This window comes from Nocardioides sp. DN36 (assembly GCF_055380375.1).
The window spans coordinates 44,790-67,024 of sequence record NZ_AP043822.1; the positions used below are offsets into that span (position 1 = coordinate 44,790).

Here is a 22,235-nt window from a genome sequence, read left to right on the forward strand (position 1 = left end):
GAGCGGCTCTCGTCTCGGCGCCGAGGAGCCCGGATCCCGGCGCCGAAGCGGCCTGCAGTTTTCGACTCTTCCGCCGGCCGCCGTAGGTAGGGTTTCCGACTGGGGTTGCACGCTCGCGGCCCTGCGCCAACCCCAGGGAGCCGCCGTGCGTCTGACCGCCGACAAGATCGTGACTTGGACCGATCCGTCCGCGCCCGCAGGCGTCACCACCGAGAAGGTCTACCTCGGCCCGGACCCGCACGGCCTCGGAGGATTCCAGGTCGCGGTGGCATCCGCCGTCGCCGCGCCGTCCCGCCAGGGGCTCCGGGACCTCTTCACGGCCCGCACGGGCCGGACACAGGTGCAGCTGGTTGTGGCCGTTGTCCACGACGGAACGGTCCACCTCTTTGGCCCCGATCCGCAGGCACAACCGATCGTCCTGCCCGTCGAGCAGGCGCAGCGCCAGCTTCAGTCAGTGCTCGCCGAGCCAGACCTCCTCGCGGCAACGGAGCGGTTCGCCGGCTTCCGCAAGGCCAACGACTCGACCGGCGTCGCAGGCTTCACCAACAGCGGCCTCTTCGCCTCCCACCACATCACCAGCAACGTTCCGAAGCGACCCGACTGGGAGTCGCTCGGCAGCAAGGCCGGGGCCCTGCTCAGCAAGCGCGGCAAGCAACTCGTTGAAGGCCTCGGGTTCGGCACGCAGCCCGGGCCGAACGGCACCATGCTGCTGTCCATCGGCGGGCGTCCGCCCCGCGCTGTCGCGGTACTGCTCGAGGACACCGAGCAGTTCGACGCGAAGACCCAGCGATTCCAGCTCTCGCCCGTCGCGTTCGGCCTCGCCGTGGCCTCCAAGCAGGAAGTTCCCTGGCTCGTCGTACTCCGCAAGGACCAGATCCGGCTCTACCCAGGCCGCGACGGCGTCGGCGTCGGGTCCAAGGGCCAGGCCGAAACCTTCTTCGAAGTCGACCTCTCGACCATCGACTCCGAGTACGCCGCCCTTCTCCCGCTGATCTTCTCCGCCGACGCCCTAGTCGCCGACGGCACCACGGACGAACTGCTTCGTGACAGCTCGCGCTACGCCAGCGAGCTCGGCGCACGCCTGCGCGAACGCATCTACGACGAGATCGTTCCGCCCGTCGCAGTCGAGGTCGCCCAGCGACTCGCGAAGTACGCCGCGGTCCCGCTCAACGCTGACGGGCTCGCACTCGCATACCGCGTCACCCTGCGCATCCTTTTCCGGCTCCTGTTCCAGGCCTACGCCGAGGACCGCGGCCTCCTGCCCTCCGGCCGCAACGAGGGCTTCGACGCCAACAGCCTCAAGACCAACGCACGCCGACTCATCGACTCCGACACGGACGAGTTCGGCGATTCCACGACCATCTGGTTCGACCTGGTCCAGGTCTGGAACGCCATCGACCAGGGCAACCCGCAGTGGCAGATCCCGTCCTACAACGGCGGACTCTTCTCTACCGACCCCGACCGCTCGCCCGAAGGCGCGCTCATCAAGAAGATCGAGCTCCCCGACAGCGTGCTCGGCCCAGCGCTCAAGAGCCTCCTCATCGACGTCAGCAACGACGGCGTACCCGGCCCCGTCGACTTCCGCTCCCTCAGCGTCCGTGAATTCGGAACCATCTACGAAGGTCTCCTCGAGAGCTCACTCTCGCTCGCTGAAGAGGACCTGACCCTCGACAACAGCGGCGCCTGGATCCCCGCCAAACCCGGAGACACCGTCTACGCGCCGGCCTCGTCGGTCTACTTCCACACAGCGTCCGGTGAGCGGAAGGCAACCGGCTCCTACTTCACGCCCAAGGTCGTTGTCGATCACCTCATTGAGCGCTCCATCGTGCCGGCACTCACCGCGCACCTCGAGAGGATCGCCCTCCACCTCAGTAAGGGGGACGCATCTGCGGCTGCGCGTGAGTTCTTCGACTTCCGAGTAGCCGACCTCGCGATGGGCTCTGGGCACTTCCTCGTCGCGGCCGTGGACAAGATCGAAGCTCTCATGCGCACCTTCCTCACCGAGCACGCAGTACCCGGGGTCACCGAGGAACTGCTCCGGCTCGCCGCCGTGGCTCGCGACGCGCTCGGCACAGACGACGTCGCCAAGAGCGAGGTCGACGAAGTCGGCCTCCTACGGCGGCAGGTCGCCCGCCGCTGCATCTACGGCCTCGACATCAACCCGATGGCAGCAGAACTGGCACGCCTTGCCCTCTGGATTCACACGTTCGTACCGGGCCTGCCCATGAGCAACCTGGACCACGGCCTCGTCAACGCCAACAGCCTCACCGGCATTGGGACCATCGACGAGGCGCTCGATGCGCTTCAACCGAATCGCAAACCTGGGCAGATGAGTCTCTTCGACGAGATCCTGACTGACCAGCTGGCATCGTCAAAGACGCTTCTGTTGGATGTTGCCAACGCGAGTGAAGCCAACAAGTCGGAGGTTGAGCAAGGGGCACGACTCCTCGCGCAGGCCCGCGAGGCAGCGGACACAGCGCGGCGCATCTTCGACGCTGCCGTCTCGGCGCGCATCGGGAAGGTCGACCCAAGCCTCATCCTTGACGAAGATTCGCTGGAACGCGTCCTCGCGTTGGCGGTAGTCGCAGAGACCGCGGAACGTCTGCAGCCAGCGCATCTTCCGTTCCTCTTCCCGGAGGTGTTCCTCCGCGACAATCCCGGCTTCGACGTCCTCATCGGAAACCCACCTTGGGAGAAGCTGCACGTCGAAGAGCTTCAATGGTGGGGGTTGCGGTTCCCCGGCCTGCGTTCCATGCGCCAGCGGGAGCGTGATGCGGCACTGAAGGCGTTTCGCGAAAGCCGCCCCGACTTGGAAGGTGAGTACCAGCGCGACCTGCTAGCCGTTAAGGAGACGAGTGAGGCAGTCGGGTCAGGACCATTCCCCGGAATCGGCGCCGCGCACCTCGACCTCTTCTCCGCCTTCGCTTGGCGCAACTGGCAACTTCTCAGGCAGGGAGGGCGCGTTGGCGTGGTCCTCCCGCGCGGCGCACTTGCAGGATCGGGCCTGATCGAGTGGCGACGCACGATTCTGATGCAGGGCTCCTTCGTCGACGTCTGCTTCCTAGTCAACAACCAGCAGTGGCTGTTCGCGCAGGTCCACCCGCAGTACACCGTCGGGCTTACGGTGCTTGCGCGCGGCGAGGACCATGTCGTTCGATTCGCCGGTCCCTTTTACAACCAACGCGACTTCCTCGCCGGCGCTAGCGACGTCGCCGAGGTTCCGGCGGAGGAATTCCAGAGCTGGTCGCCGTCGGCGGCCTTCCCGCTGATCCCGGACCCAGCTTCCGCTGACGTCTTCCGCCAGATGAAGAAGAGTCCCAGGTTGGACGCTCGTCGGCCAGGTTGGGAGTTCCGGCCACTCCAAGGTGATCTGAACGCCACGAGCGAGAGGAAGGTGCTCGAGTTCGACGTGGACGAGCCCAAGGGTCGCATTCCTGTCGTGACGGGTGGCTCGTTCAATCTCTGGCGACCAGATGCAGCGCTGCCGAAGGGCTACGCGCCTGAGAAGGCGTTCCGGAAGTACATCGCAGCCAAGGTCGCGCGGTCTTCGCGCTTGGCTCGCTCCGCATACCACGGCATGACCTTCACGGAGGATCGACTTCCGTTCGATTCCCCACGGATTGCATTCCGGCGCATGGCTCGGGCGACGGATTCGCGGACGCTGATCGCCTGCCTTCTGCCACCGAGGACTGCGGCTATGGAGGAGGCGCCAGTCCTGGTACAACGGGATGGGGGCGCAGCGGAGACCGCAGCCCTGCTCGGCGTTCTCTCGAGCGTTCCGTTTGACTGGTACGTGCGTCGCTGGGCCGAGATGAAGCTCTCCTTCGAGCTTCTCAACCCGAGCCCAGTGCCGAATGTCGACGTTGAGAGCCCGCTCGGCCGACGGCTCGTCGAGGTGTCTGCGCGCCTCGCGGCCGTCGACGACCGCTTCCGTGATTGGGCCGCGGAGGTGGGCGTTACGACCGGTTCGGTTGCGAGCCCGCTCGACAAGGATCAGCTGATCGCCGAGTTGGACGCTGTCGTGAGCCTGCTCTACGGGCTCACCGAGGACCAGGTCGAGCACGTCTTCGCCACGTTCCACCGGGGCTGGAACTACGAGGCCCGACTCAACCTGGTGCTCGAGCAGTACCGAGAGTGGAAGGGCAAGGCATGACCCAGCTCCCCGACTTCGCTACCAACGCCGCACCAAGCGAGCCGGAGACGACGGTTGCTGACAAGGTCAACGAGCTCTTCCGCCTCCTGCGACAGAACAAGGTGACCGCGCCGCCTATCGCGATAGCCACGGCGTACATCAACCCGGCTGGGTTCGCGCTGCTCGCGGACGAGCTGGAGGCCGCGCCGCGAGTGCGGCTCCTGCTCGGCGCCGAGCCCGAAGAGGACTCAGTCCGCGCGATCACGGCTGGCGACGCTGACCAAGACGCGCGGCGCGACGCCGCGATCGCTGCCCATCAGGCCTGGCTGGAGGCCGAGCGAGACACGATGGGCTTCGCGCGGGTGCCGACCTCCGAGGCGAAACGGATGGTCGAGTGGCTCCAGTGCGTCGACCCCGACGGCGCCGCAAGAGTGGAGGTTCGTCGGTACACGGGTGGCTTCCTACACGGCAAGACCTACCTCGTCGAGGACGGCGCGGCTCAGGCCGCCATCGCTGGCTCCTCGAACATGACCTACGCCGGCCTTGCCCACAACGCCGAGCTGAACCTCGGCACTGGCGGTGGCACCAGCTCGGCCAGCAAGGTGCGCGAGTGGTTCGAGCACTTCTGGGACCTCAGCGAGCCCTACGACCTTGCCGAGCTCTACGGCCGCCTGTGGGACCCACACACCCCTTGGTCGGTCTACCTGCGCATGCTATGGGAGCTCTACGGCGAGCACCTCGACGCCGATGAGAACTCGAACGTCCGCACCGGTCTGAACCTCACCCGTTTCCAGGCCGACGGCGTGACCCGCATGGAGCGCCTCCTCGACGAGCACGGCGGGGTGCTGGTCGCCGACGAGGTCGGCCTCGGGAAGACGTTCCTTGCCGGTGAGGTCATCTACCGGACCGCGAACATCAACCGGCAGCGCGTGCTCATCGTCGCTCCCGCCGCGCTGAAGTCCTCGATGTGGGAGCCCTTCCTCGAGACCCACGACTTCAGCCGCTGGGTGAAGGTCTACTCCTACGAAGAGGTCCGCAACCGCCTCGACCCCGAGAGGGGCTCCATCGACACGTTCCTCCAAGAGGTCGAGGACTACTCGCTCGTCGTCATCGACGAAGCCCACAACCTCCGCAACTCTGGCGCTCAGCGCTCCGGCGCCGTCGACCGTGTGATCACCGCCGGCAGTCCCAAACGCGTCGTTCTACTCACCGCGACCCCGGTCAACAACTCGCTCAGCGACCTCGAGACCTTGGTCAAGTACTTCATCCGTGACGACGCCAGGTTCGCCTCCCTCGGGATCCCCAGCATTCGCGAGTACATCAAGCAGGCCCAGGCCATCGACCCGGCCAACCTCACCCCGGAGCATCTGTTCGACCTGATGGACCAGGTCGCCGTGCGCCGCACTCGTAAGTTCGTCAAAGAGCACTACGCCAACGAACTGATCATCGGCCCAGACGGAAAGCCAACGACGATCAAGTTCCCGCAACCGAAGGTCCGCCGCATCGACTACGACCTCGACGACGATGGCCTCGCCCTGATCGACGCCATGGTCTACGCCCTCGACGACCCGACCGACCCCCACGCGCCGCGAGCCTGGGAGGACCGCAGCCGCGACCCCAAGAGGCTGATGCTGGCGCGCTACCTGTCCAGCATGTACACCGTCGACCACGACCTGCAGGAGTACCAGATCACCAACGCAGGCCTCCTGCGGTCCGGACTGTTGAAGCGTCTGGAATCCAGCCCCCAGGCGTTGCACGCCTCGCTGGAGAAGATGATCGTCTCCCACGAGTCGTTCCTCGAGGCGCTGGGCAAGGGCTACGTGCTCAAGGGCGAGGCGCTCAGCGAATGGGTTACCTCGGACTCCGACGACCTCGATGAGTTCGTTTTGGAGTTCGACCAGGACGACCAGATCGAATCGGTCGACGGCTACCACCTCACCGAGCTGCAAGCCGACGTCGACTCCGACATCATCCTCCTGCGCGAGCTGAGGGACCTCGCCGAAGTCGTCATCAACGGCCTCGAACCGAAGGTCGAGCGTCTCGTCGAAGAGCTGACCCAGATCGCGGCCGAGGCACAGCGCGTCGACCCACGCGGGGTGTCCCACGCGGACCGGCGAAAGGTCATCATCTTCTCCGCCTTCACCGACACCGTCCTCCCGATCCACGAGGCCGTCGTCAAGGCAATCGAGAACGCACCCGCCGGATCACCGCTGTCGGACTACCGCGGCCGTGTCGCCCCGCCGATCATGGGCTCCTACGCCAAGACCCACGAGCGCGGCGCGAGCGGCGGAGTCGACCAGGGCGGCCGCGCGTCGACCATCGCCGGATTCGCCCCCGCCACAGCCGGACCCCGCAACGCCGCCGGCGAGCCGTCAGCCAAGGACGAATTCGACATCCTGTTCACCACCGACGTGCTCGCCGAGGGCGTGAACCTCCAGCAGGCCGGCCAGATGATCAACTACGACCTGCCGTGGAACCCGATGCGGATCGTCCAACGTCACGGCCGCGTCGACCGCATCGGCTCCAAGCACGACTACGTCTTCCTCGGCCTGTTCTTCCCCGCTGAACGGCTGGATGCCCTCCTCGAACTGGAGGCCCGCCTGGAGGCAAAGCTCGCGCTCGCAGACGCCGCGGTCGGAGCGGGAGAGGTCCTCCCGGGCCGCGGCCCGGGCCATGAGGTCAACCTCGCCGACGACCAGGTGATCGACGAGTTCGAGAAGCTTCTCGACTCCGGCGGCTCGAGCGCCTCACTGTCCGGTGAGGAGTACCGGCGCCGGCTCTTCGGCGCGTTCAACATGGAGCCGGTTCTCAAGTCCGACGTCCTGTCCCTCCCGTATGGATCTGGAAGCGGCTTCGTCAATCCGGTCGTGCACGGCAACGGCTACGTCTTCTGCGTCAAGATCGGCAAGAGCGCCAAGCCGTGGTTCCGCTACGTCCCAGCCCATGACGACTGGACGCTCCGCCTCACCGAAGACGGCGAGCCGATCGTCTCGTCCGACACCCTCATCTCACTGCGCGTCGCGGACCCGCAGAACTCCAACGCCGACCGCTGGCTGCCCGAGGACGTCTATGACCACGCGTTCGACGCCTGGGAGGTAGCCCGCGACAGCGTCTACGCAGCCTGGAAAGAACTGACCGACCCCAACGCCTTCCAGCCCGACCTGCCGCTGTCCTTCCGCGACGCCTACTCGTTGGTGCTCCGCAAGGGCGGCTACCTCGGCAAGGAAACGCAGATCTCCTTGGCCAACAGGCTCCGCAGCGTGCCCTCGGCCAAGGTCGCTCGACAAGTGCGAGGAGCGCTCAACCAGGGCGCCACCGACGAGCAACGCATCGGTCTCGTGACCGAGGTCCTCGACGAGGCCGGCATCACCGCACCCCCGCCGCGTGAGCCCCTGCCGGACATCGAGAAGCACGAAGTGCGGCTGGTGACCTGGATGGCGGTCAAGGGCACTCGCGGCCAGGAAGAAGCGCTGGGTCAGATTCCCGGCACGAAGCTCCCGGGCGAGCTGCTCTGATGGCCTTCGAGGCACGCCACTCCATCGACAAGGGCCTGCACCACCTCGCACAGCGACTCGACCCGATCATCGGGGCGAGGCTCGCCCCGAGCCTGGGTGGACTGCCATGGCCAACCGTGCTCTCCGAACTCGACAAGATGCGTGGCAAAACCCCGAAGTCGTACGTCGCGACAGACCTTCAGTCCCAGCTCAAAGCCCTCACCGAACGACTCGGCAACCTAGGCTTCCCCTTCGACAACCACACTCGCCTGGTGAGCGCTCTGGGCAGCGAGCTGCGGATCGTGCGCAACCGCTGGGCGCACCACGACGAGCTGACCACCCTGGACGCCTGGCGCACCCACGACTTCGCCGTGCGACTGCTGGAGCACTTCGGGGACAGCGAGGGCGTTGCCGGTGCGACCGATCTTCGCGACGAGGCGTTCCACGCCCTGGCGGAGGAGAAGGGCGTCGCAGCCCACGCCGAGTCCACACAACCCGCGCCGGTCGTCACCCCGGAGCCCTCCGCCAGCGAGGACGCTGACGTGGTCCGTCCCGACCCGGTCACACTGACGCGCGGCGATGCGGCAAGCACGCCAACCATCGGCTCGGGCCGCTTCGAGTTCGAGCCATGGACTGTCGTGATCGTCGGCGACGTCTCAGTGCTCGACGACCTGCCGAAGAAGGCCGCCAAAGAGAAGGTGCGCGCCGTCGCGACTGAGATCGTCGAGTTCGAGGGACCGATCCACATCGACAGGCTCGCGCAGCTCACCGCCGCGTCGTTCGGCGTCCAGCGGTTGTGGCCGGCACGCGAGAAGAAGCTGACCTACCAGATCAGGCAGACCGGACTTCTCGTCGACGCGGACAAGTTCGTGTGGCCGGCCGACCTCGACCCAAAGACATGGGGCGAGTTCCGCCCCAACGACAGCACCGTCGATCGACCATTCACCCAGATCAGCACGGTCGAGATCGCCAACGCCATGCGCCTTCTCAAGAGGAGCGCGGTGGCCGTCGGCGCCGACGACCTCGACGCCGCCACGCTTCAAACCTTCGGCCGGAAGCGCAAGACCAAGCAGTTCGCTGCGCACCTCGACAAGGCGCGGGCGCTCGTCTGAGAGCACAAGGCCGCGACGGCGACCAGCGGGACTACTTGCTGCCGTCTTCCATCAGTCCTAGCTGAGCGCGGTCCGGGCAGACCAGCTCGAGCCGCGGCTGGCGTGGAGCGAGAGCTGCTCCCGGGCAGTCGGGGTCGTTGCACGGCCCGAAGAACAGGTCAGCCTCGAGGTGCAAGTCAGTCTCCATGAGCGGGGTTCCTCCTCCGGGTTCAGCGAAATGCGGTGGGGTGTGCCAGCACCAGCGCACCGCGACCATCGGGTGCCGTGGTCTCGACGTCCTTGGCCCTCTGCTCGGCGGCCGCAGCTCGGATGCGCTGTACCCGCTCCAAGGAGGCGGAGCCGTGCTGCCACTGCGCGAGGTGGATCAACGATCCCGCGAGGCCGCGCTGGGCGACGATGCGGTCAGCGTCGCGTCGCACCACCGCGCGCCAAGCCCGATCGGCCGCCGGCGCGACGTAGCTGAGCGCCACGAGTACACCGGTCGCAACCCCGAGAACCGGGTCCCCACCAGGCTGGAACCCCTGGAATACAACAACGACACCGACCACGACCCGCAGATGCCACGCGAACTCGCCAGCGGGCACCCAGGAGAAGATGCGCGCGATCTGCCGCACCACGACGTACACCAACGTCCAGGGCAGCGCCCACAGCCGCGCCGCCAGGTCGAACCGCGTAGGGCCGACCCGCTGACTCGCGACCGCGTGCCCGATCGCCGTCGCGGCATCCTCGTGCGTCAGACGCCGCTCGTACACGCCTTGCACGAGCCAGGGCTCCACGATCACCGTGCCGCGACCAATCGGAGAGGCGGGCAGCCTCGCGTCCTCATCGAGCCGGGCCAGCACTCGGCCCGGCGCGAGGTCGAGCTTCTCAAGGAGCGCCAGCGTCGGTGCCAGGACAGCGCGCTCACCTGGACGAAGACCACGCGCAAACCCGAAGACACGGGCAGCAGGCGCCTCCAACAAGCCGCACGCCAAGAACAGGGAGACCAGCAGCGTGCCCACGAACGCGAGCACCAGGCCCGCGTCGGGGAGGAATCCCAGACCGATGACCGCCACGAAGCTGCCGGCGAGACCGGCCGGCACAACGGCGCACAAACGAATCGCCTTGGTCGACGTACGCATGTCCCTCACGTCCCCTCGTGGCGCGACCCCTGCCGGAGCCCTCACCAGCCGGCGCGACCCGAACGCGCCGACACGTTCACTCTGAGTGTCCACCGAACCTCCGACAGCGCAACCGCAGCGCCTCGAGCCTGTGGATACCGGTCGGCAATCCACAGGCACGGGGATGGTCGCTTGACAACCGCACCGCATAGCGTCTATTCGCGCAAGCAACTGTCCAGTCGGTTCTGGTCGTCCTCGGCGAGGTAGATGACGTCGATCCGGGGAGGTCCGGTCGCAGGGTGAGCGGCAGGTGGGGGAGTGAGGGCGAGGAACCGCGCGAGGCGCCGCTCCAGTCGCGAACGATTGGTCTTCAAGGGTCTGGTCTCCGTCCTTCTCAGCGGCCCGGCGCCGACGACTCCGGTCCATCGACACCGTGGGCGTCGTGCGCCTCGTGAGTGCGGCGCTCCGCCGGGTTCATGTCCCGCAAGGCAGCCTGCTGCATCAGGGCGCCAGGAGCGGCCTGGTGCATCGCCTGCTCCCACTCCCGCGGGTCGATCGCCTGCTCGAGGGCGGTCGCGATCAGGTCGGCCAGCGGTGGGCGTGCCTCGGAGATCTGATCGAGCGCGACCCACGCCTGCGCACCCTTGCCCTGCAGGTAGGAGCTGAGCGCCAGCATCGCCGCAGCGGCATCGCGCACCTCCACGGGTGCGCGACGCACCAGGTCGTGCCAGAGCTCGGAGAAGACCGGCGCGTTCTCGCGGGTCATCCGCATCTCGGCGACGTTGCGGGCTCCGCCGTCGTGGATCACGGCCAGGACGCGGGCCGCGTCGCTGTCGGAGAGGTACTCCCGATCGTGGCCGAACTGGTCAAGCCGCTCGCCCAGCCACCCGGCCTCGGCCTGGAGAGCGGCCAGGTCCATGTCCCGCACACGGGCCTCGGCCGCGAGCAGGTGCTCGGCGACCGCAGTGGGATCACCCTGCAACGCGGCCGCGAGGTCCTCGCGCCGGCCAGTGGGCATGACGCGACCCATCAGGGCGTACTCGGCGTCGATCCCGGCACGGACGCTCGGATCGACGGTCCCGCTGGTGCCGGTGAGAACGTCGAACCACTCCACGCCGTTGACCCAGAGCATGGGACCCACCTCGGGACCGCGGTCGTGGCTGACCAGAGTCTCGCCCAGAGCGGCGAGGGCTTCGAGACAGGCCCGGCTGTCCTCGCCGAACGCGACCAGTGCGAGGCGGCGCGTCGGGTGGCGACCGAGGTAGACGTCGGACATCTGCTGCAGGAACAGCCTCATCGACTCGGGGGAGTCGGGGAGATCCAGGCGCGCGGTCGGGCCGCCGCCGAACGGGAGACAGATCATGCTCGCCTCAGGCTGGAAACCCAGCATGTGCGGGATATGCGAGATCAGCTCGTCGTGCGAGCGGATCGTGAGCGTGTTCTTCATCAGTGAGCCCACCTGTTCAGGTTGAACGGGACGTTTTCTGGAGAAGCAACCGTCAGCGCGACGGATCGGACAGGTGGGCGGCTACCGATGTGGCGCCGCGGTGGTCCTGTTTGGCCTGACGAGTCGGCGGGCATCCACCGCGAGGGACTTGATGCGACCTTGGTGAAGGGCGACGGCTTCGATCGGTGTGTGCGATCACCCATGGCACGTAGACCTTCCTCTCAAATGGCGATGCCAGGGTCTGCCGGCTTGACTGGCTGGGGGATCTGCTGCGGGGCACCGCTGGACCATGACTGGCCGGCCGGCGAGTGGGTGGCCGCGTAACTGAGCGAGCCAGCGAGCTCCGCCGAGGCCCGTGCGCGTGACTGTGCACGCTCAATCACCGAGCGCATCATCGACACATCCTCGTCAGCCCGGTTGACCCGCTGTCCAGCGTGGTGGACGCGCGAGTCGAGGAGCATGAGCGCGTCGGTAGCGGCCGACGACTCGGCGGCCTGCTTGGCGTGGCGGATGATCTGGTCCGCGACGGGTCGCGCCAGCGTTACAACCTCGCTCAGGACGTCGATCTGGGTGCGCAGTACACGGACCTCGCATTGCTGCTCATCGCCCCCGATGCCGCGCGCCAGCTCACAGCCAGCGCGCTCGACAGCACTGCCGGCGGCGGCCAGATGGCGGCTGAGGTCCTCACCGAGCTCGTTCATCAGCCCGGACCTGTTGCGCAGACGCGCCAGGTGCTCACTGGCAGACTCCAGGTAGAAGTCCCGTCGCTCCTCCTGATGGGCGTAGAAGGCGTCGGTGGCGGCGTCGTCGAGCACCCGCAGCGACGACGCGGCGACGTCGCCGAGCTCGGCGACAGTCTCGGCGGCTCGTCGCAGAGCCCGCTCCGCATCGAACACCGCCTCGGCCGCCGCGAGGACCTCACGCTCCTTCATCGACGCTCACCGGGCCTACGTCCGGGGTTATCGACACCTGCGAGGATCGAGCGAAGCCGGCTCGTCGCCGTCATCGCCTGGGTCAGCTGGTCGCGCAGCACGACGACCGGGCGCGGATGCGGCCCGGCTGGGCCGGCCTTCGGGGACTGGTTCATCAGGGGGTCCTTCTCCTCAGGTGACTTCCTGCTCTGTTGCGGAGAAGCAACCGGTCACGCGTCGGATCGGACAGCCAGACCCGAACTACGTTCGGCGGACACGGGCTGCGGAGGCACGGGCGTGGGGGACTGAGGGGAGGAAAGGTCTTCCGCGGCGCCGCTTGGTCGTCGAGACTTGCTGGTTATGGACGACGTGGCGGCCCTGCTCGAGCGGCACGTGGCCAATGCGGCATCCGCCTGGCGGCACACGAAGGCCGACACCGAGGCCTATCGCCGTCTGGTCGTCGCCACCGATGAGTGGGAGACCTACGGAACCCCGACTCTCACCGAGGACGAGGCGGATCGAATGGCCGCCCAGATGCGCCGGGCCGCCCGACAGGCCCTGGTATCCCGAGACGACGAGGCAATCCGCCTCGCGCACCTGGTCACCGTCGCGGCCGCGGCCTGGCTGCGCGCGACGCCGGCCACTGATGCTGAGGCCTACGATCGACTCGATCGAGCCATCGACGAGTGGGACGCCTACACCGCCCCTCGGCTCGACGACGCCGCCGAAGAGCTGCTCGACCAACTCGCCGACGACACCGCGCCCGTCTCGATCAGCGAGGTCGTCGCCGAGATCTCCGCGCAGTTCCCCCGGAACCAGCACCTCTGAGGCCCCGACCCGGGCGCTCCACTGGCCGGTAGGTCTCGCCGAGGCAGAGCACCGAGCGCCTTCCCAAGCCCTGGCGGCCGCGCCTACATCGGGGGCGGGCACATGTTGAGAGCCCGCCGGCGTCTCGGGTCACCAGCGGGCTCTCAGACGCGAGCATCGCACGACACCCCGACACCTGTCCGGCGAATGGCGTGGAACCGCGACGCAGGCGACCGCGAAATGACGCGGTAGCGGAGGTGTTCCGTCTTTCGTTTCGTCTTTCGTTTCGTTACGTCTTTCGTATGCTATCGTGACGTTATGAGCGAGCAGGTGCAGACAGAGCAGCGGACGTGCCGCTTCCCGGGCTGCGACCGCCCGGCCGCCGCGGGGGACGCCGGGACCGGCCGGCCCCCGGAGTACTGCGACGACCCCGGGCACAACCGGGCGGCCGCCTGGCGCGAGCGTCAGCGCCTCAAGGACGGCGGCCAGGCCGATGCCGGCGGCACCGCTGACGACCGGCCTGTCGAGGCAGCCCGCCAGAAGGCCAGCGAGCTGGTCGCGCAGCTCACAGGCATGGCCGAGCTGTTCCTCGACCAGCTTCCCCGCGCGATCGAGGAGATCCGCACCGCGGGGGACCTCGACGCGGCCGAGGCGCAGATCGAGTCGGTCACCACCGAAGCCGAGGAGCGCATCGCGGCCGCGGCCGCCCGAGCCTCGCGGGCGGAGCAGGCCCAGCGCCGAGCCGAGGCCGAGCGCGCCGAGGCCGACGCCGCGGCGATGGAGGCCACTGAGACCGTCGAGCGACTGGAGGCCGAACTCGCCGACGTGAGCGCTCAGGCGGACGGCTACCAGAACGAGGCCAATGCCCTGCAGGAGGAGCTCACCGCGACCCGAGACACCGCGGCAGCAGCCGCCGCCGACGCGGAGGCCGCCATCGCGGCGCTGCGCAACGAGCTCGCCTCGCTGCAGACCCGCCTCGAGGAGCGCATCGCCGTCGTCGAGGGCGAGCGAGACCACCTTGCCGAGGAACTCGACACTGCCCAGGCGGCCCGCGCAGAGGCCGAGGAGCGCGCCCGGGGAGCCGTCGAGCGGGCCACCGCCGAGACCGTCCGCGCGGACCGGGCCGAGCAGGCCGCCGCCGCGGCTCGCGAGCAGGTCGACACAGCGCGACGCCAGGTCGACGAGCTGCGCGACCAGATCGGCGAGCTGCGCGCCGGCGAGGCCACCGCCCGAGCCGAGCGCGAGGCCGCCCGTGCCGAGGTGGAACGGGAACGCAGCCACGGGGAGCAGCGGCTCACCGATCTGCGCGCGAGCTTCCAGGAGCAGCTCGAGGAGCTTCGTACCGAGCGCGCCGGTCTCCAGACACAGCTGGATCAACTCCGAGCCGCGGCGAGCAAGCCGAAGACACAGCGGAAGCCGTCGAGCGAATGATCCGCAACGTCACCGCACAGTGGCCTGAACTGTTCGTCGGCCTCACTCCGGCGCAGCGTCGCACGGTCGTCCGCAACCTGGCCCGGGCCCACCCCGCCGGTGCCCCGCCCACCCGTGTCGAGGTCGACGACATGGTGCAGTACGTCGTCGGCGAGATCACCCACACCGAGTACCAGCGGCGCTGCACACGCGCCCGGTCGGCGCCGGTAGCGGCTGGGAGGGCCTGATGCCCGATCCCGACCCTATGCGCTCTCTGCCGATCCACATCCCGCTGACTCGGGTCGTCCGCTCGGAGCAGTCAGAGGACGGGGCCTATCGGTACGCCAACCGCTGCAGCTGTGGCGAGTGGGGCCCATTCGCCGATTCCCGCGAGGTCGATCCTGTGACGGCCCTTGTCCGCGAGCACGGCGTCACCGAGCCAGCCGCCTGCGCGGACTGCGGCCACGTCACACCTCCGGACCCGAGCAAGCCGCCAGCCTGGCGCGCGGCATGGCGGCGCTACCGGCCCGTCGAGGAAGACGGGGTGTGGCGCTACGTCTGCTCGGACCGCGCCGCCTGCCAACTGCGACAGCTCGCGCCCGCCGAGGAAGGTGACTGTGACCCACTCACCGCTCTGGTCGGTGGACCGTCCAGCTTCGCCGTCAGCCTCGATCTGTCGGGGGAGTGGGCCCACGCCGTCGACGGCATCGAGGAGGCCGTCGCCAACTACCAGCACGTCCGGGCCCACTGCCCCCGGCGCTGGGACCAGATCGGCCCCGAGGACCGCCGGCCGCTCACAGCACTGGTCTCCGCGGTCGAAGCCATCCAGGCTGCCGTCCACACGGCGCTGTACTACGCGCCGCTGCCTGCCCTCAAGGCCGGCGCGACCTGGGATGACCTCGCCGCTGCCACGGGGGAGTGGACTGCCGACGAATGCCGCGCCGACTACCTCGAGCGCGTGAATAGTCTCGACTGGCCCGAGAAGGAAGCAGCAGAGATCCGCTCTCTCCTCCACGTCGACTGACCCCGTTCCCCGGAGTGGGCCCACTTTCGTCACGTGTGCCGACAATGTCCGCCGTCACGATTCCTAGGCCAGCACGCGGAATAGCGCGTCAATCGCGTCACGCAGGTGCACCGGGTCGGCATCCACCTCACGCACCTTGGCGGCCGCGGAGGACCGTGCGAGCGGAGCTCTGGCCAGGACGACCGGGACCAGATGGGCCCGGCCCTCTCGCGCGGGCGGGTTGGTCATCGCCCCGTTGTTGCGCCTGAGCCTTCGCCACCGCGAGATCGCGGGCGGTCTCCATTTTGGTCACGAGCAGGACGCGGACTGTGCCGATCATGTAGACCAACAGTCCTGTCCCGAGGATCGCCCACCAGGGCGCCCCGCCCAGAGCGGCGCCTCCCACGTAGCCCGCGCCGAACAGGACTTGACCCAGTGGACCGGCCAACCCCGTCCCAGGGTCCGTCAGCGCGCTCATCCCGATGCTCCGTTCCTCAGCGTTGGTGGTGACCGTGACCCGTCCGGTGACAGATCGGTGGGACCATGCCGGTGTCGGGTGGTTACCGTCTTCTCCTGCGTCATCGGAGAACCTCCGGGGGTTGTTTGAACTCGATGCCGCCGGTGCCGGTGCCTTCGCCAATCGAAGGTGCGCTGGGGTCGACGCGTGTGACACGCCGCGATACTGAATTTCTACGGGTTGAGGAGCCGCCCGCAGCGCGACGCCGCCCTCGTTCGCCGCGCGGGAACGGGGTCGCGGCTTCACGCGGCGGGCGCCGTCTCTCGCGGGGGTCCGTCTGCTACCTTGGACAAGACATATGTCTCGTTAGTAAACTGGATTAGTGGACAGGCTGCGTATCAAGTCCGCGCGTATTCGGCGGGTATGAGACCCGGTGAGACCGGCGGCTAGCATCGCCCAGTGCCTATCGAAGTGGTCGCGTCCTCGCCATCGTGGCCTGCGCAGTTTGCGCTGGTCGCAGGCGACCTGAAGCAGGCTCTCGCTGGACTGGCGACCGCGCGAGTCGAGCATGTGGGCTCAACCTCAGTGCCAGGGCTGGCGGCCAAGCCCATCCTCGATATCGACGTCATCGTCGACGGAGCGGAGATGTCGGCAGCGGTCGCCGCCCTGGGTTCGGCCGGGTACGTTCACCGCGGCGATCTGGGAGTTGTCGATCGGGAGGCCTTCCATGCTCCTGATGCGAACCCGCGGCGGAACGTCTATGTCTGCCGGGCGGGCACGTTGAACGTCCGCAACCACCTCGCGGTTCGCGACGTCCTTCGTGTGCGGGAAGATCTGCGTGACGAGTACGGAGCCGTGAAGCTGGCGCTTGCAGCGGAGCCCGACATGGACATCGATACCTACATCGCTCGAAAGTCTGCGGTTCTCCAGAAGGTCCTCGCGGAGTCCGACCTCACCTCCGACGAGTGCCTTCAGATCTTGCGCCTCAACGACCCTGCCGCCTGACCCGACTACAGCTCGCCAGGCGGGCTGGCCGCCTCAGTGCGAACGAGCTCAGACGCCTGTCGGACGAGATCGACCAGGTTGTCGGGGAAGACCTGTACGTCCGCGCTTGTGAGGTCGTCGGTCGACCACCATCGCCACGTGGTCACGGCTCGCTGTTCCAGCTCGGTCCATCCGTGGGCGCTCAGCGCGCTGTTGTTCGTCCTTGCGGCGAAGAAGTGCTCGATCTGATGCTGTGGCTGACCGTGGTTTAGAAAGTCGAATTCCCGGCGATGGAAGGGCCCGATCAGAGTCAGTCCTGCCTGGCCGGTCTCCTCGAGCAACTCGCGCTCCGCGGCTTCCGCGAGCGACTCGCCCGTGTCCACTCCGCCGCCGGCCGTGAACCAGAATCGGACCGTGTCACCGGTGTCGGAGAGGTCCCGGCCTTCGAAGAGGAGCACGCGGCTGGACTGGTCCAGGAGGACGATCCGAACTGCGACTCGCGTGTCTTCAGGCATCGCGCTCTCCCGACTGCGCCATCCGTCCCAGGGTGACGAGGAGGTTGGCGTATCCGAGAGCATCGTCGATCGCGCGGTGCGTGTGCGGTACGTCGCCGAACCACTCGGTCGGCAAGCTCGCTGGCGAGATCTCCGACGCAGGGCGACCGGTCACGGCTGCTGCGTAGCTCCGAAGGCAGAGGCCAGTGCCATCGAAGACACGGTCGTCCTCGTATGGGCCCTGGATGATGCCGTAGCGAGTGAACCGGCGAAGGTAGAAGTCGATCCACAGGCCGTCGAAGGCCAAGGGCGAGGCAGCGAAGCACTTCTGGCCGGGCAGTGATTTCACCCAACTCGCGTATCTGGCCATCACATCGGGCGCTGGTTCCGGATCGGTCGTGGCGGCCTCCCACACGTCGGGAATCGACTGGAACCACGCGAGGGTCTGCTGGTTCGGTGCGGCTCCGGGCAGTTCTTCGAGAACGGCTTCGAAGCGCCCGTGCTCCGTGCCGTCGAGGGTGATGGCGACGGACGCGAACGATCGCATCGAGTTCGGCCCTGGCCACGGTCCGTCGACCTCGATGTCCGTGACGACATAGACCCAGTGGTCGGGCGATTCGCTAGACACGACGAGGATCCTCGCATTCCGGGTGACGGCGGCAAAGAGCGGCGTGTGCCAACGGTCAAGTGGCCTTGATGGATCGGCCGGCGTACCGGGCCCACGGCTCGCCCGCCTTGTCGGCGTGGAGGAACGCGACCTGGGCGCTGTAACCGAGCGCCTCTGCCACCAGGGAGGGCGGGCATTCAAGGACGAGCTCACCGATGGCACGGTTGCGGGCACCGAGGAGGTTGATGCCCACGTCGCGGAGGCGGTCCATGACAGTGTTGGGGTGTAGGTGGCGGCCGGCAAGCGTGCTCGGGAACAGCCACGGGCTGTCGGATCCGGCGCCGGTGCGTAGGTTCGGCCGTGCGGCAAGGTGCTCCCTGATGAGCGAGGCGAACGGCTCGGGAACATCGGTCGGATGCGTGCCGAGAACGATGCTCATCCCAGAGTCGGCGTCGTCGACGATGCTGGTCGGGAAGGTGACGACCTTGACCAGCGGCTGGGCGTAGAGCAACAGGAGCATCCCGGCGACGCGGTAGGGGAGTGACTCGCTGGTGCCCGTGAGGAGCTCGTGGATCCAGGCGAGCCGTTGGTCCTGACTGAGAGATGGGCTGCTCTTCGCGGATCGGTGCTGAACAGTCACCGCCGTGTTGAGACGCGCCTGCTTCGCGACCACGAAGAACGTCCTGATCGCACTGCGCGTCGTCGGTCCGGCCGCGAGCCACTCGTCGACGTCCTGCTGAGTGCAGGTGGCCGCGGTGCGCTGATACGTCTCGTGGAGCCACACGAGGAACTTCACCGTTTCGGTGATCTCCTGCTTCGCGGAGTGAATTGGCCCGCGAGTGGGTGCGCCAGCCCCGGTCTTGGCGCGGATGCGCCGCAGGTGGTGCCACGTGGCGAAGTGCTGAACTGGCTGCCGTACCTCGTCGGGGAGTCCGTCGAGCTTGGCGTCGATCCATTGCTCGAAGCGCGGCAGGTAGGGGTCGCGAGGGGGGAGTAGACCGTGGTGCTGCATCAGTGCCCGGAGATGCTCGGCGGGCTTGCCGGGCACGGAGTCGAGACCCTCGTGCGACGCGGCGATGGCGCCGTTACCGAGCCCGCGAAGCAGTTCCTGGACCTTGGCCGACCGCTTCCAAACGAGGATGGACTCGGGCCTGTCTGACGCGCAGAGAGCATCGACAAGGCCGAGGAGTGCGGGATCGCTTGGCGCGCCGCCGAGCAGCGCGTGGAGGTCGTCGCGGAGTGCGCAGCGGACGCAGAGCCGTCCGCGATGTCGCGCTGCTTCGACGTCGCAGCGCTCGCAGTGGAAGTCGACGGGGATCTCAGCGCATGTCGAGCAGATCGGCTGGCGATCGGTGGCGCGCAGGCCCGGCAGGAGCCGATCCTGGAGGCACTCTGGGCAGGTTCCGCGGGTGTGCACGGCGTCGTAGTAGCAGATGTTGCAGAGTCGGCCTTCTGGCCAGTTGGCTGCGAGCCTGGGGATGTTCCGGCCGCAGCGAGCACACGGATCGTCGCGAGTGCTCGTCGCGCGCGGACGACCCTGGACGGTCGAGCGAGGGGAGAGGCCCGCCGGCTTCGGATCCATCGATGCTCCTGGCGCTACTCGTCGAGGATGTTTGCGCGCCGCGGCCGCACGCTGCGGTCGAGCGAGACAACGTTCGGCGGGGAAGCGGTGCCCGTCTTGCGCACGCGTACATCCGTCGCCGTCGTCGTGAACAGGTCCGTCGACTCGCACTCGAAGATGTCGCACAGCGCCGCGATCAACATCAGGGAGACGCGCTCCGGCCGCTGGTTCACCAGCCGGTACACCTGCGGTCGAGACAGATTGATGTCGCGCTCGGCCAGCAGGGGAATGAGATCCGTGGTGTTGTGCAGGCCTCGGGCGGCCATCAGCTCGGCCAGGCGCCACGTGTAGTCGACCTTGCGCTTCATGATGTTCCGTCCTCGGTCTTGCGGGCCATGGCTTCCTTCACCGTACGGTCCAAGGCGCTCCTGAGCGTGGAGCGCCTGAACTCGTCGGACACGAAGTGATAGATGCCGGTTGTCGCCCCGTGCTCATGGCCCATCTGGTCCTGCACGAACCGCGGGTCCCATCCAGCTTCGAGCAGGTGAGTGGCGTACGAACGACGGAACGAGTGGAGATCGAGCCCATCGGAGAATCCCAACTCCTCGCAGTAGCGCCGGACCCGTCGGATCAGAGTCGATTCGACGACCAGTCCGCCGCGTTCGCTGGGGAAGAGATCCAGGGTGCCCGGATCACCGCGGCCGTTGGCGAGCCAGTCCTCGATGATGCCGGGCGTCCACCGCCAGACAGTGAGAACGCTGCGCGGCTTGTGCGGCGAGGACCGCTTTGCCTTGCCGTAGCGGACCTTGCAGACGCCGAACGCGCCGAACTCTCGGGCGTGTGGGTTGCGGGCGAAGTCGACCGTTTGCAGGTGCCTCAACTCGTTGAACCGGAGCCCGTAGCCGTACGCGATCTTCATCATGACCGCGTCCCGGTAGGCGGCCTGCCAGCCCTTGCGGCCCGACTTGCCGATCCGTTCAACCTCGTCGTCGGCGTGGTCGAAGAGTTGACTGATCTCATCACGGGTGTACGGACGTTTCTTCGGGCGTCCGTCGTACTCCTGGACGTGGGGAGCGGTGTTCCAGTCGAAGAACACCTGCGCCGGGTGGGTGCCAAAGAACCGCTCGCACACGACGTCGAACCCGTAGTCGGGATTGCTGATGTAGCTAGTGAAGGCACGCAACGCGGAGTGGTAGCCGCGCAGCGTCGAGTGGGCAACGTGCTTCTGGGTGCGTAGGTCCGCCGAGAACTCCTCGACAAGCGCGGGCGTCCAGTTCCACGGGTCTTCGTTGACGTGGCTGATGAAGCGCTCGACCATCCGGAGCCGTTGGTCGATGGTCGCGAACTGCAGGTTGCGTGACAGCTGCTGGTTCCGCCAGCCCTCGAGCATCTTCTGGAGCACCTGCTCGTCGGGCCGGAGGACCGGCACCGACTCGACCAGGCGGACCCGTCCGGAGCCATCAACCTGCATCAAATCCTCCCGAGAATCCGGTTTCATCCAGTGATTCCATGATGCATCTGATGAGACGCCATCTGTGTTTGCGCAGGTCAACGGCGTGTCGCGGTGGCCGCGCAACGCCTGATCGTTCCGCCGCCACACACGGTTTGACGCCGTTACGACGACGTTCGGTGCTGCGTTTCCGCTGGTCAGAGCTGGGTTAAGTACGGCCAGCGGGGCAGTGAGTCAGCCGCCCGCGATTGATTCATCCGATGCAATACGCAGACTAGTACCTTACATAAGCATTGTTATCGGCGGTCAATCGGGACGAGTCGAAGCAGATGAGAGAGCCCGTCCCATGGAGTCGGTGACCCGCGACCTCCCCGTAGCACTCACACACACGCGCCCCCAGATCGCCGAATTCGCGCGGGCCAACAGCAACTACAGTTCGGCGGCATGGGGCGCGTCCAGGGGCATTACGAGTGGGCGCGCAGGGACACGCCCCCCGTTGCTCGGACCGCCGCCGATCTTCCGCCCGGCCGGCGCGAGACGCTCGCGTGGCGCCTCAGCGATCGCGATGGCTTCCACCTGGCTCAGGCACTCGACCACCTGGAGGACACCTGTGAGGCGAGCCTGCTGCAGTTCGAGCAATTGCCGCCGTTTGATCGCGCTGTCGCGGACCGATCCGGCATCTACCATCTCTTCGCTGGCTCACGCGCGGCCTGCCTCGGACGGTTCACCGAGTCACGCTGGTGCGAGGCGCAAGTCTCGCGATCAGGCGCAGAGCCCGTCTCCAATGTGGCCAATATCCCGCTCGAGCTTCGCTGCGATCGCGCAGCTGGCCGCTGGCCGCCCCAGATCGACGGCAAAGGGCCGCGCGCAAAGATCCGACGCCGGCTTGTCGAAGAGCTCGGGTGTGGGTGCGCGACGTGTCCGGATCCATGGGCGACCAAGATCGATCATGACCACCTGACCGGACTGGTCCGTGGCTACCTATGCGGAGCCTGTAACACGGTGGTCGACCTGTGTCGACACCTGTCGGGCTGCCGATTTGCCGACTACCTCGCCAACCCTCCGGCCGCGCCTCTCGGCATCGAGTACCCCGGTTGGAGGGCCCAGCTCGCGAGTCCGAGATACGTCGCCCGCTGTCGGCGGCCACGAGAAACTGCCCGGAGACGGCCACGAAGCTGCCCGGTGGCGGACATGAGAACTGCCCACTGACGGTCATGGGATCTGCCCGACACGACGTCGTCTGCCTCACCGGTTCCCACGGTTGAG

At 67.5% G+C, this 22,235-nt stretch carries 17 protein-coding genes; 9 read left to right on the forward strand and 8 right to left on the reverse strand.

Annotated features, from left to right (window positions below; genetic code table 11):
• The first annotated feature begins 145 nt into the window (after window positions 1–145).
• The 3 genes from ACZ43H_RS00215 to ACZ43H_RS00225 are packed head-to-tail and all read left to right on the forward strand — an operon-like array spanning window position 146 to window position 8,738.
• Window positions 146–4,153: an Eco57I restriction-modification methylase domain-containing protein gene (locus ACZ43H_RS00215; protein WP_011777063.1), complete on the forward strand. Its 4,008-nt coding sequence runs from the start codon at window positions 146–148 to the stop codon at window positions 4,151–4,153.
• Window positions 4,150–7,647, forward strand: coding sequence for an SNF2-related protein (locus ACZ43H_RS00220; protein ID WP_011777062.1), 3,498 nt, complete (start codon window positions 4,150–4,152; stop codon window positions 7,645–7,647). Before ACZ43H_RS00215 ends, ACZ43H_RS00220 begins: the two co-directional genes overlap by 4 nt.
• Complete coding sequence (locus tag ACZ43H_RS00225) at window positions 7,647–8,738, forward strand: DUF3320 domain-containing protein (RefSeq protein ID WP_043807000.1); 1,092 nt, start codon at window positions 7,647–7,649, stop codon at window positions 8,736–8,738. Before ACZ43H_RS00220 ends, ACZ43H_RS00225 begins: the two co-directional genes overlap by 1 nt.
• Before the next feature lie 209 nt (window positions 8,739–8,947).
• Here ACZ43H_RS00225 and ACZ43H_RS00230 read toward each other — a convergent pair whose 3' ends face one another.
• The 3 genes from ACZ43H_RS00230 to ACZ43H_RS00240 all read right to left on the reverse strand — a co-directional run bounded on the left by ACZ43H_RS00230 (window position 8,948) and on the right by ACZ43H_RS00240 (window position 12,217).
• A complete protein-coding gene (locus ACZ43H_RS00230; RefSeq protein WP_143711736.1) occupies window positions 8,948–9,859 on the reverse strand; it encodes a hypothetical protein in 912 nt (303 codons plus the stop codon).
• Between the two features lie 373 nt (window positions 9,860–10,232).
• A complete protein-coding gene (locus tag ACZ43H_RS00235) occupies window positions 10,233–11,285 on the reverse strand; it encodes a DUF4192 family protein (protein ID WP_011777059.1) in 1,053 nt (350 codons plus the stop codon).
• A 221-nt stretch (window positions 11,286–11,506) separates the two neighbouring features.
• Window positions 11,507–12,217: a hypothetical protein gene (locus ACZ43H_RS00240; protein WP_011777058.1), complete on the reverse strand. Its 711-nt coding sequence runs from the start codon at window positions 12,215–12,217 to the stop codon at window positions 11,507–11,509.
• Between the two features lie 339 nt (window positions 12,218–12,556).
• Here ACZ43H_RS00240 and ACZ43H_RS00245 point away from each other — a divergent pair, with 339 nt between their 5' ends.
• The 5 genes from ACZ43H_RS00245 to ACZ43H_RS00265 all read left to right on the forward strand — a co-directional run bounded on the left by ACZ43H_RS00245 (window position 12,557) and on the right by ACZ43H_RS00265 (window position 16,878).
• On the forward strand, window positions 12,557–13,024 hold the full coding sequence (locus ACZ43H_RS00245) for a hypothetical protein (RefSeq protein WP_143711735.1): 468 nt from the start codon (window positions 12,557–12,559) through the stop codon (window positions 13,022–13,024).
• A gap of 297 nt (window positions 13,025–13,321) precedes the next feature.
• Window positions 13,322–14,434: a coiled-coil domain-containing protein gene (locus ACZ43H_RS00250; RefSeq protein ID WP_166187964.1), complete on the forward strand. Its 1,113-nt coding sequence runs from the start codon at window positions 13,322–13,324 to the stop codon at window positions 14,432–14,434.
• Complete coding sequence (locus ACZ43H_RS00255; RefSeq protein WP_192551694.1) at window positions 14,431–14,661, forward strand: hypothetical protein; 231 nt, start codon at window positions 14,431–14,433, stop codon at window positions 14,659–14,661. Before ACZ43H_RS00250 ends, ACZ43H_RS00255 begins: the two co-directional genes overlap by 4 nt.
• Entirely contained in the window at window positions 14,661–15,437 is a 777-nt protein-coding gene (locus ACZ43H_RS00260; protein WP_166188175.1) for a hypothetical protein, read from the forward strand. The genes ACZ43H_RS00255 and ACZ43H_RS00260 overlap by 1 nt, the downstream gene beginning before the upstream one ends.
• An 895-nt stretch (window positions 15,438–16,332) precedes the next feature.
• Window positions 16,333–16,878, forward strand: a complete 546-nt coding sequence (locus tag ACZ43H_RS00265; RefSeq protein ID WP_071416677.1) for a GrpB family protein — start codon at window positions 16,333–16,335, stop codon at window positions 16,876–16,878.
• Window positions 16,879–16,883: 5 nt separating this feature from the next.
• Here ACZ43H_RS00265 and ACZ43H_RS00270 read toward each other — a convergent pair whose 3' ends face one another.
• The 5 genes from ACZ43H_RS00270 to ACZ43H_RS00290 are packed head-to-tail and all read right to left on the reverse strand — an operon-like array spanning window position 16,884 to window position 20,990.
• Window positions 16,884–17,372: an NUDIX hydrolase gene (locus ACZ43H_RS00270; RefSeq protein WP_071416678.1), complete on the reverse strand. Its 489-nt coding sequence runs from the start codon at window positions 17,370–17,372 to the stop codon at window positions 16,884–16,886.
• The gene (locus ACZ43H_RS00275; protein ID WP_071416679.1) at window positions 17,365–17,979 is read right to left on the reverse strand and encodes a hypothetical protein; all 615 of its coding nucleotides are present in this window, start codon (window positions 17,977–17,979) and stop codon (window positions 17,365–17,367) included. Before ACZ43H_RS00275 ends, ACZ43H_RS00270 begins: the two co-directional genes overlap by 8 nt.
• 55 nt (window positions 17,980–18,034) lie before the next feature.
• Window positions 18,035–19,540, reverse strand: a complete 1,506-nt coding sequence (locus ACZ43H_RS00280; RefSeq protein WP_071416680.1) for a recombinase XerD — start codon at window positions 19,538–19,540, stop codon at window positions 18,035–18,037.
• Between the two features lie 14 nt (window positions 19,541–19,554).
• A complete protein-coding gene (locus ACZ43H_RS00285; RefSeq protein WP_071416681.1) occupies window positions 19,555–19,887 on the reverse strand; it encodes a helix-turn-helix domain-containing protein in 333 nt (110 codons plus the stop codon).
• Window positions 19,884–20,990 (reverse strand): tyrosine-type recombinase/integrase, encoded by a 1,107-nt coding sequence (locus tag ACZ43H_RS00290; RefSeq protein ID WP_192551718.1) that lies wholly within the window; start codon window positions 20,988–20,990, stop codon window positions 19,884–19,886. The genes ACZ43H_RS00285 and ACZ43H_RS00290 overlap by 4 nt, the downstream gene beginning before the upstream one ends.
• Before the next feature lie 423 nt (window positions 20,991–21,413).
• Between ACZ43H_RS00290 and ACZ43H_RS00295 the strand changes: the two genes are divergently transcribed.
• A complete protein-coding gene (locus ACZ43H_RS00295) occupies window positions 21,414–22,178 on the forward strand; it encodes an endonuclease domain-containing protein (RefSeq protein ID WP_084798156.1) in 765 nt (254 codons plus the stop codon).
• The last annotated feature ends 57 nt before the right edge of the window (window positions 22,179–22,235 follow it).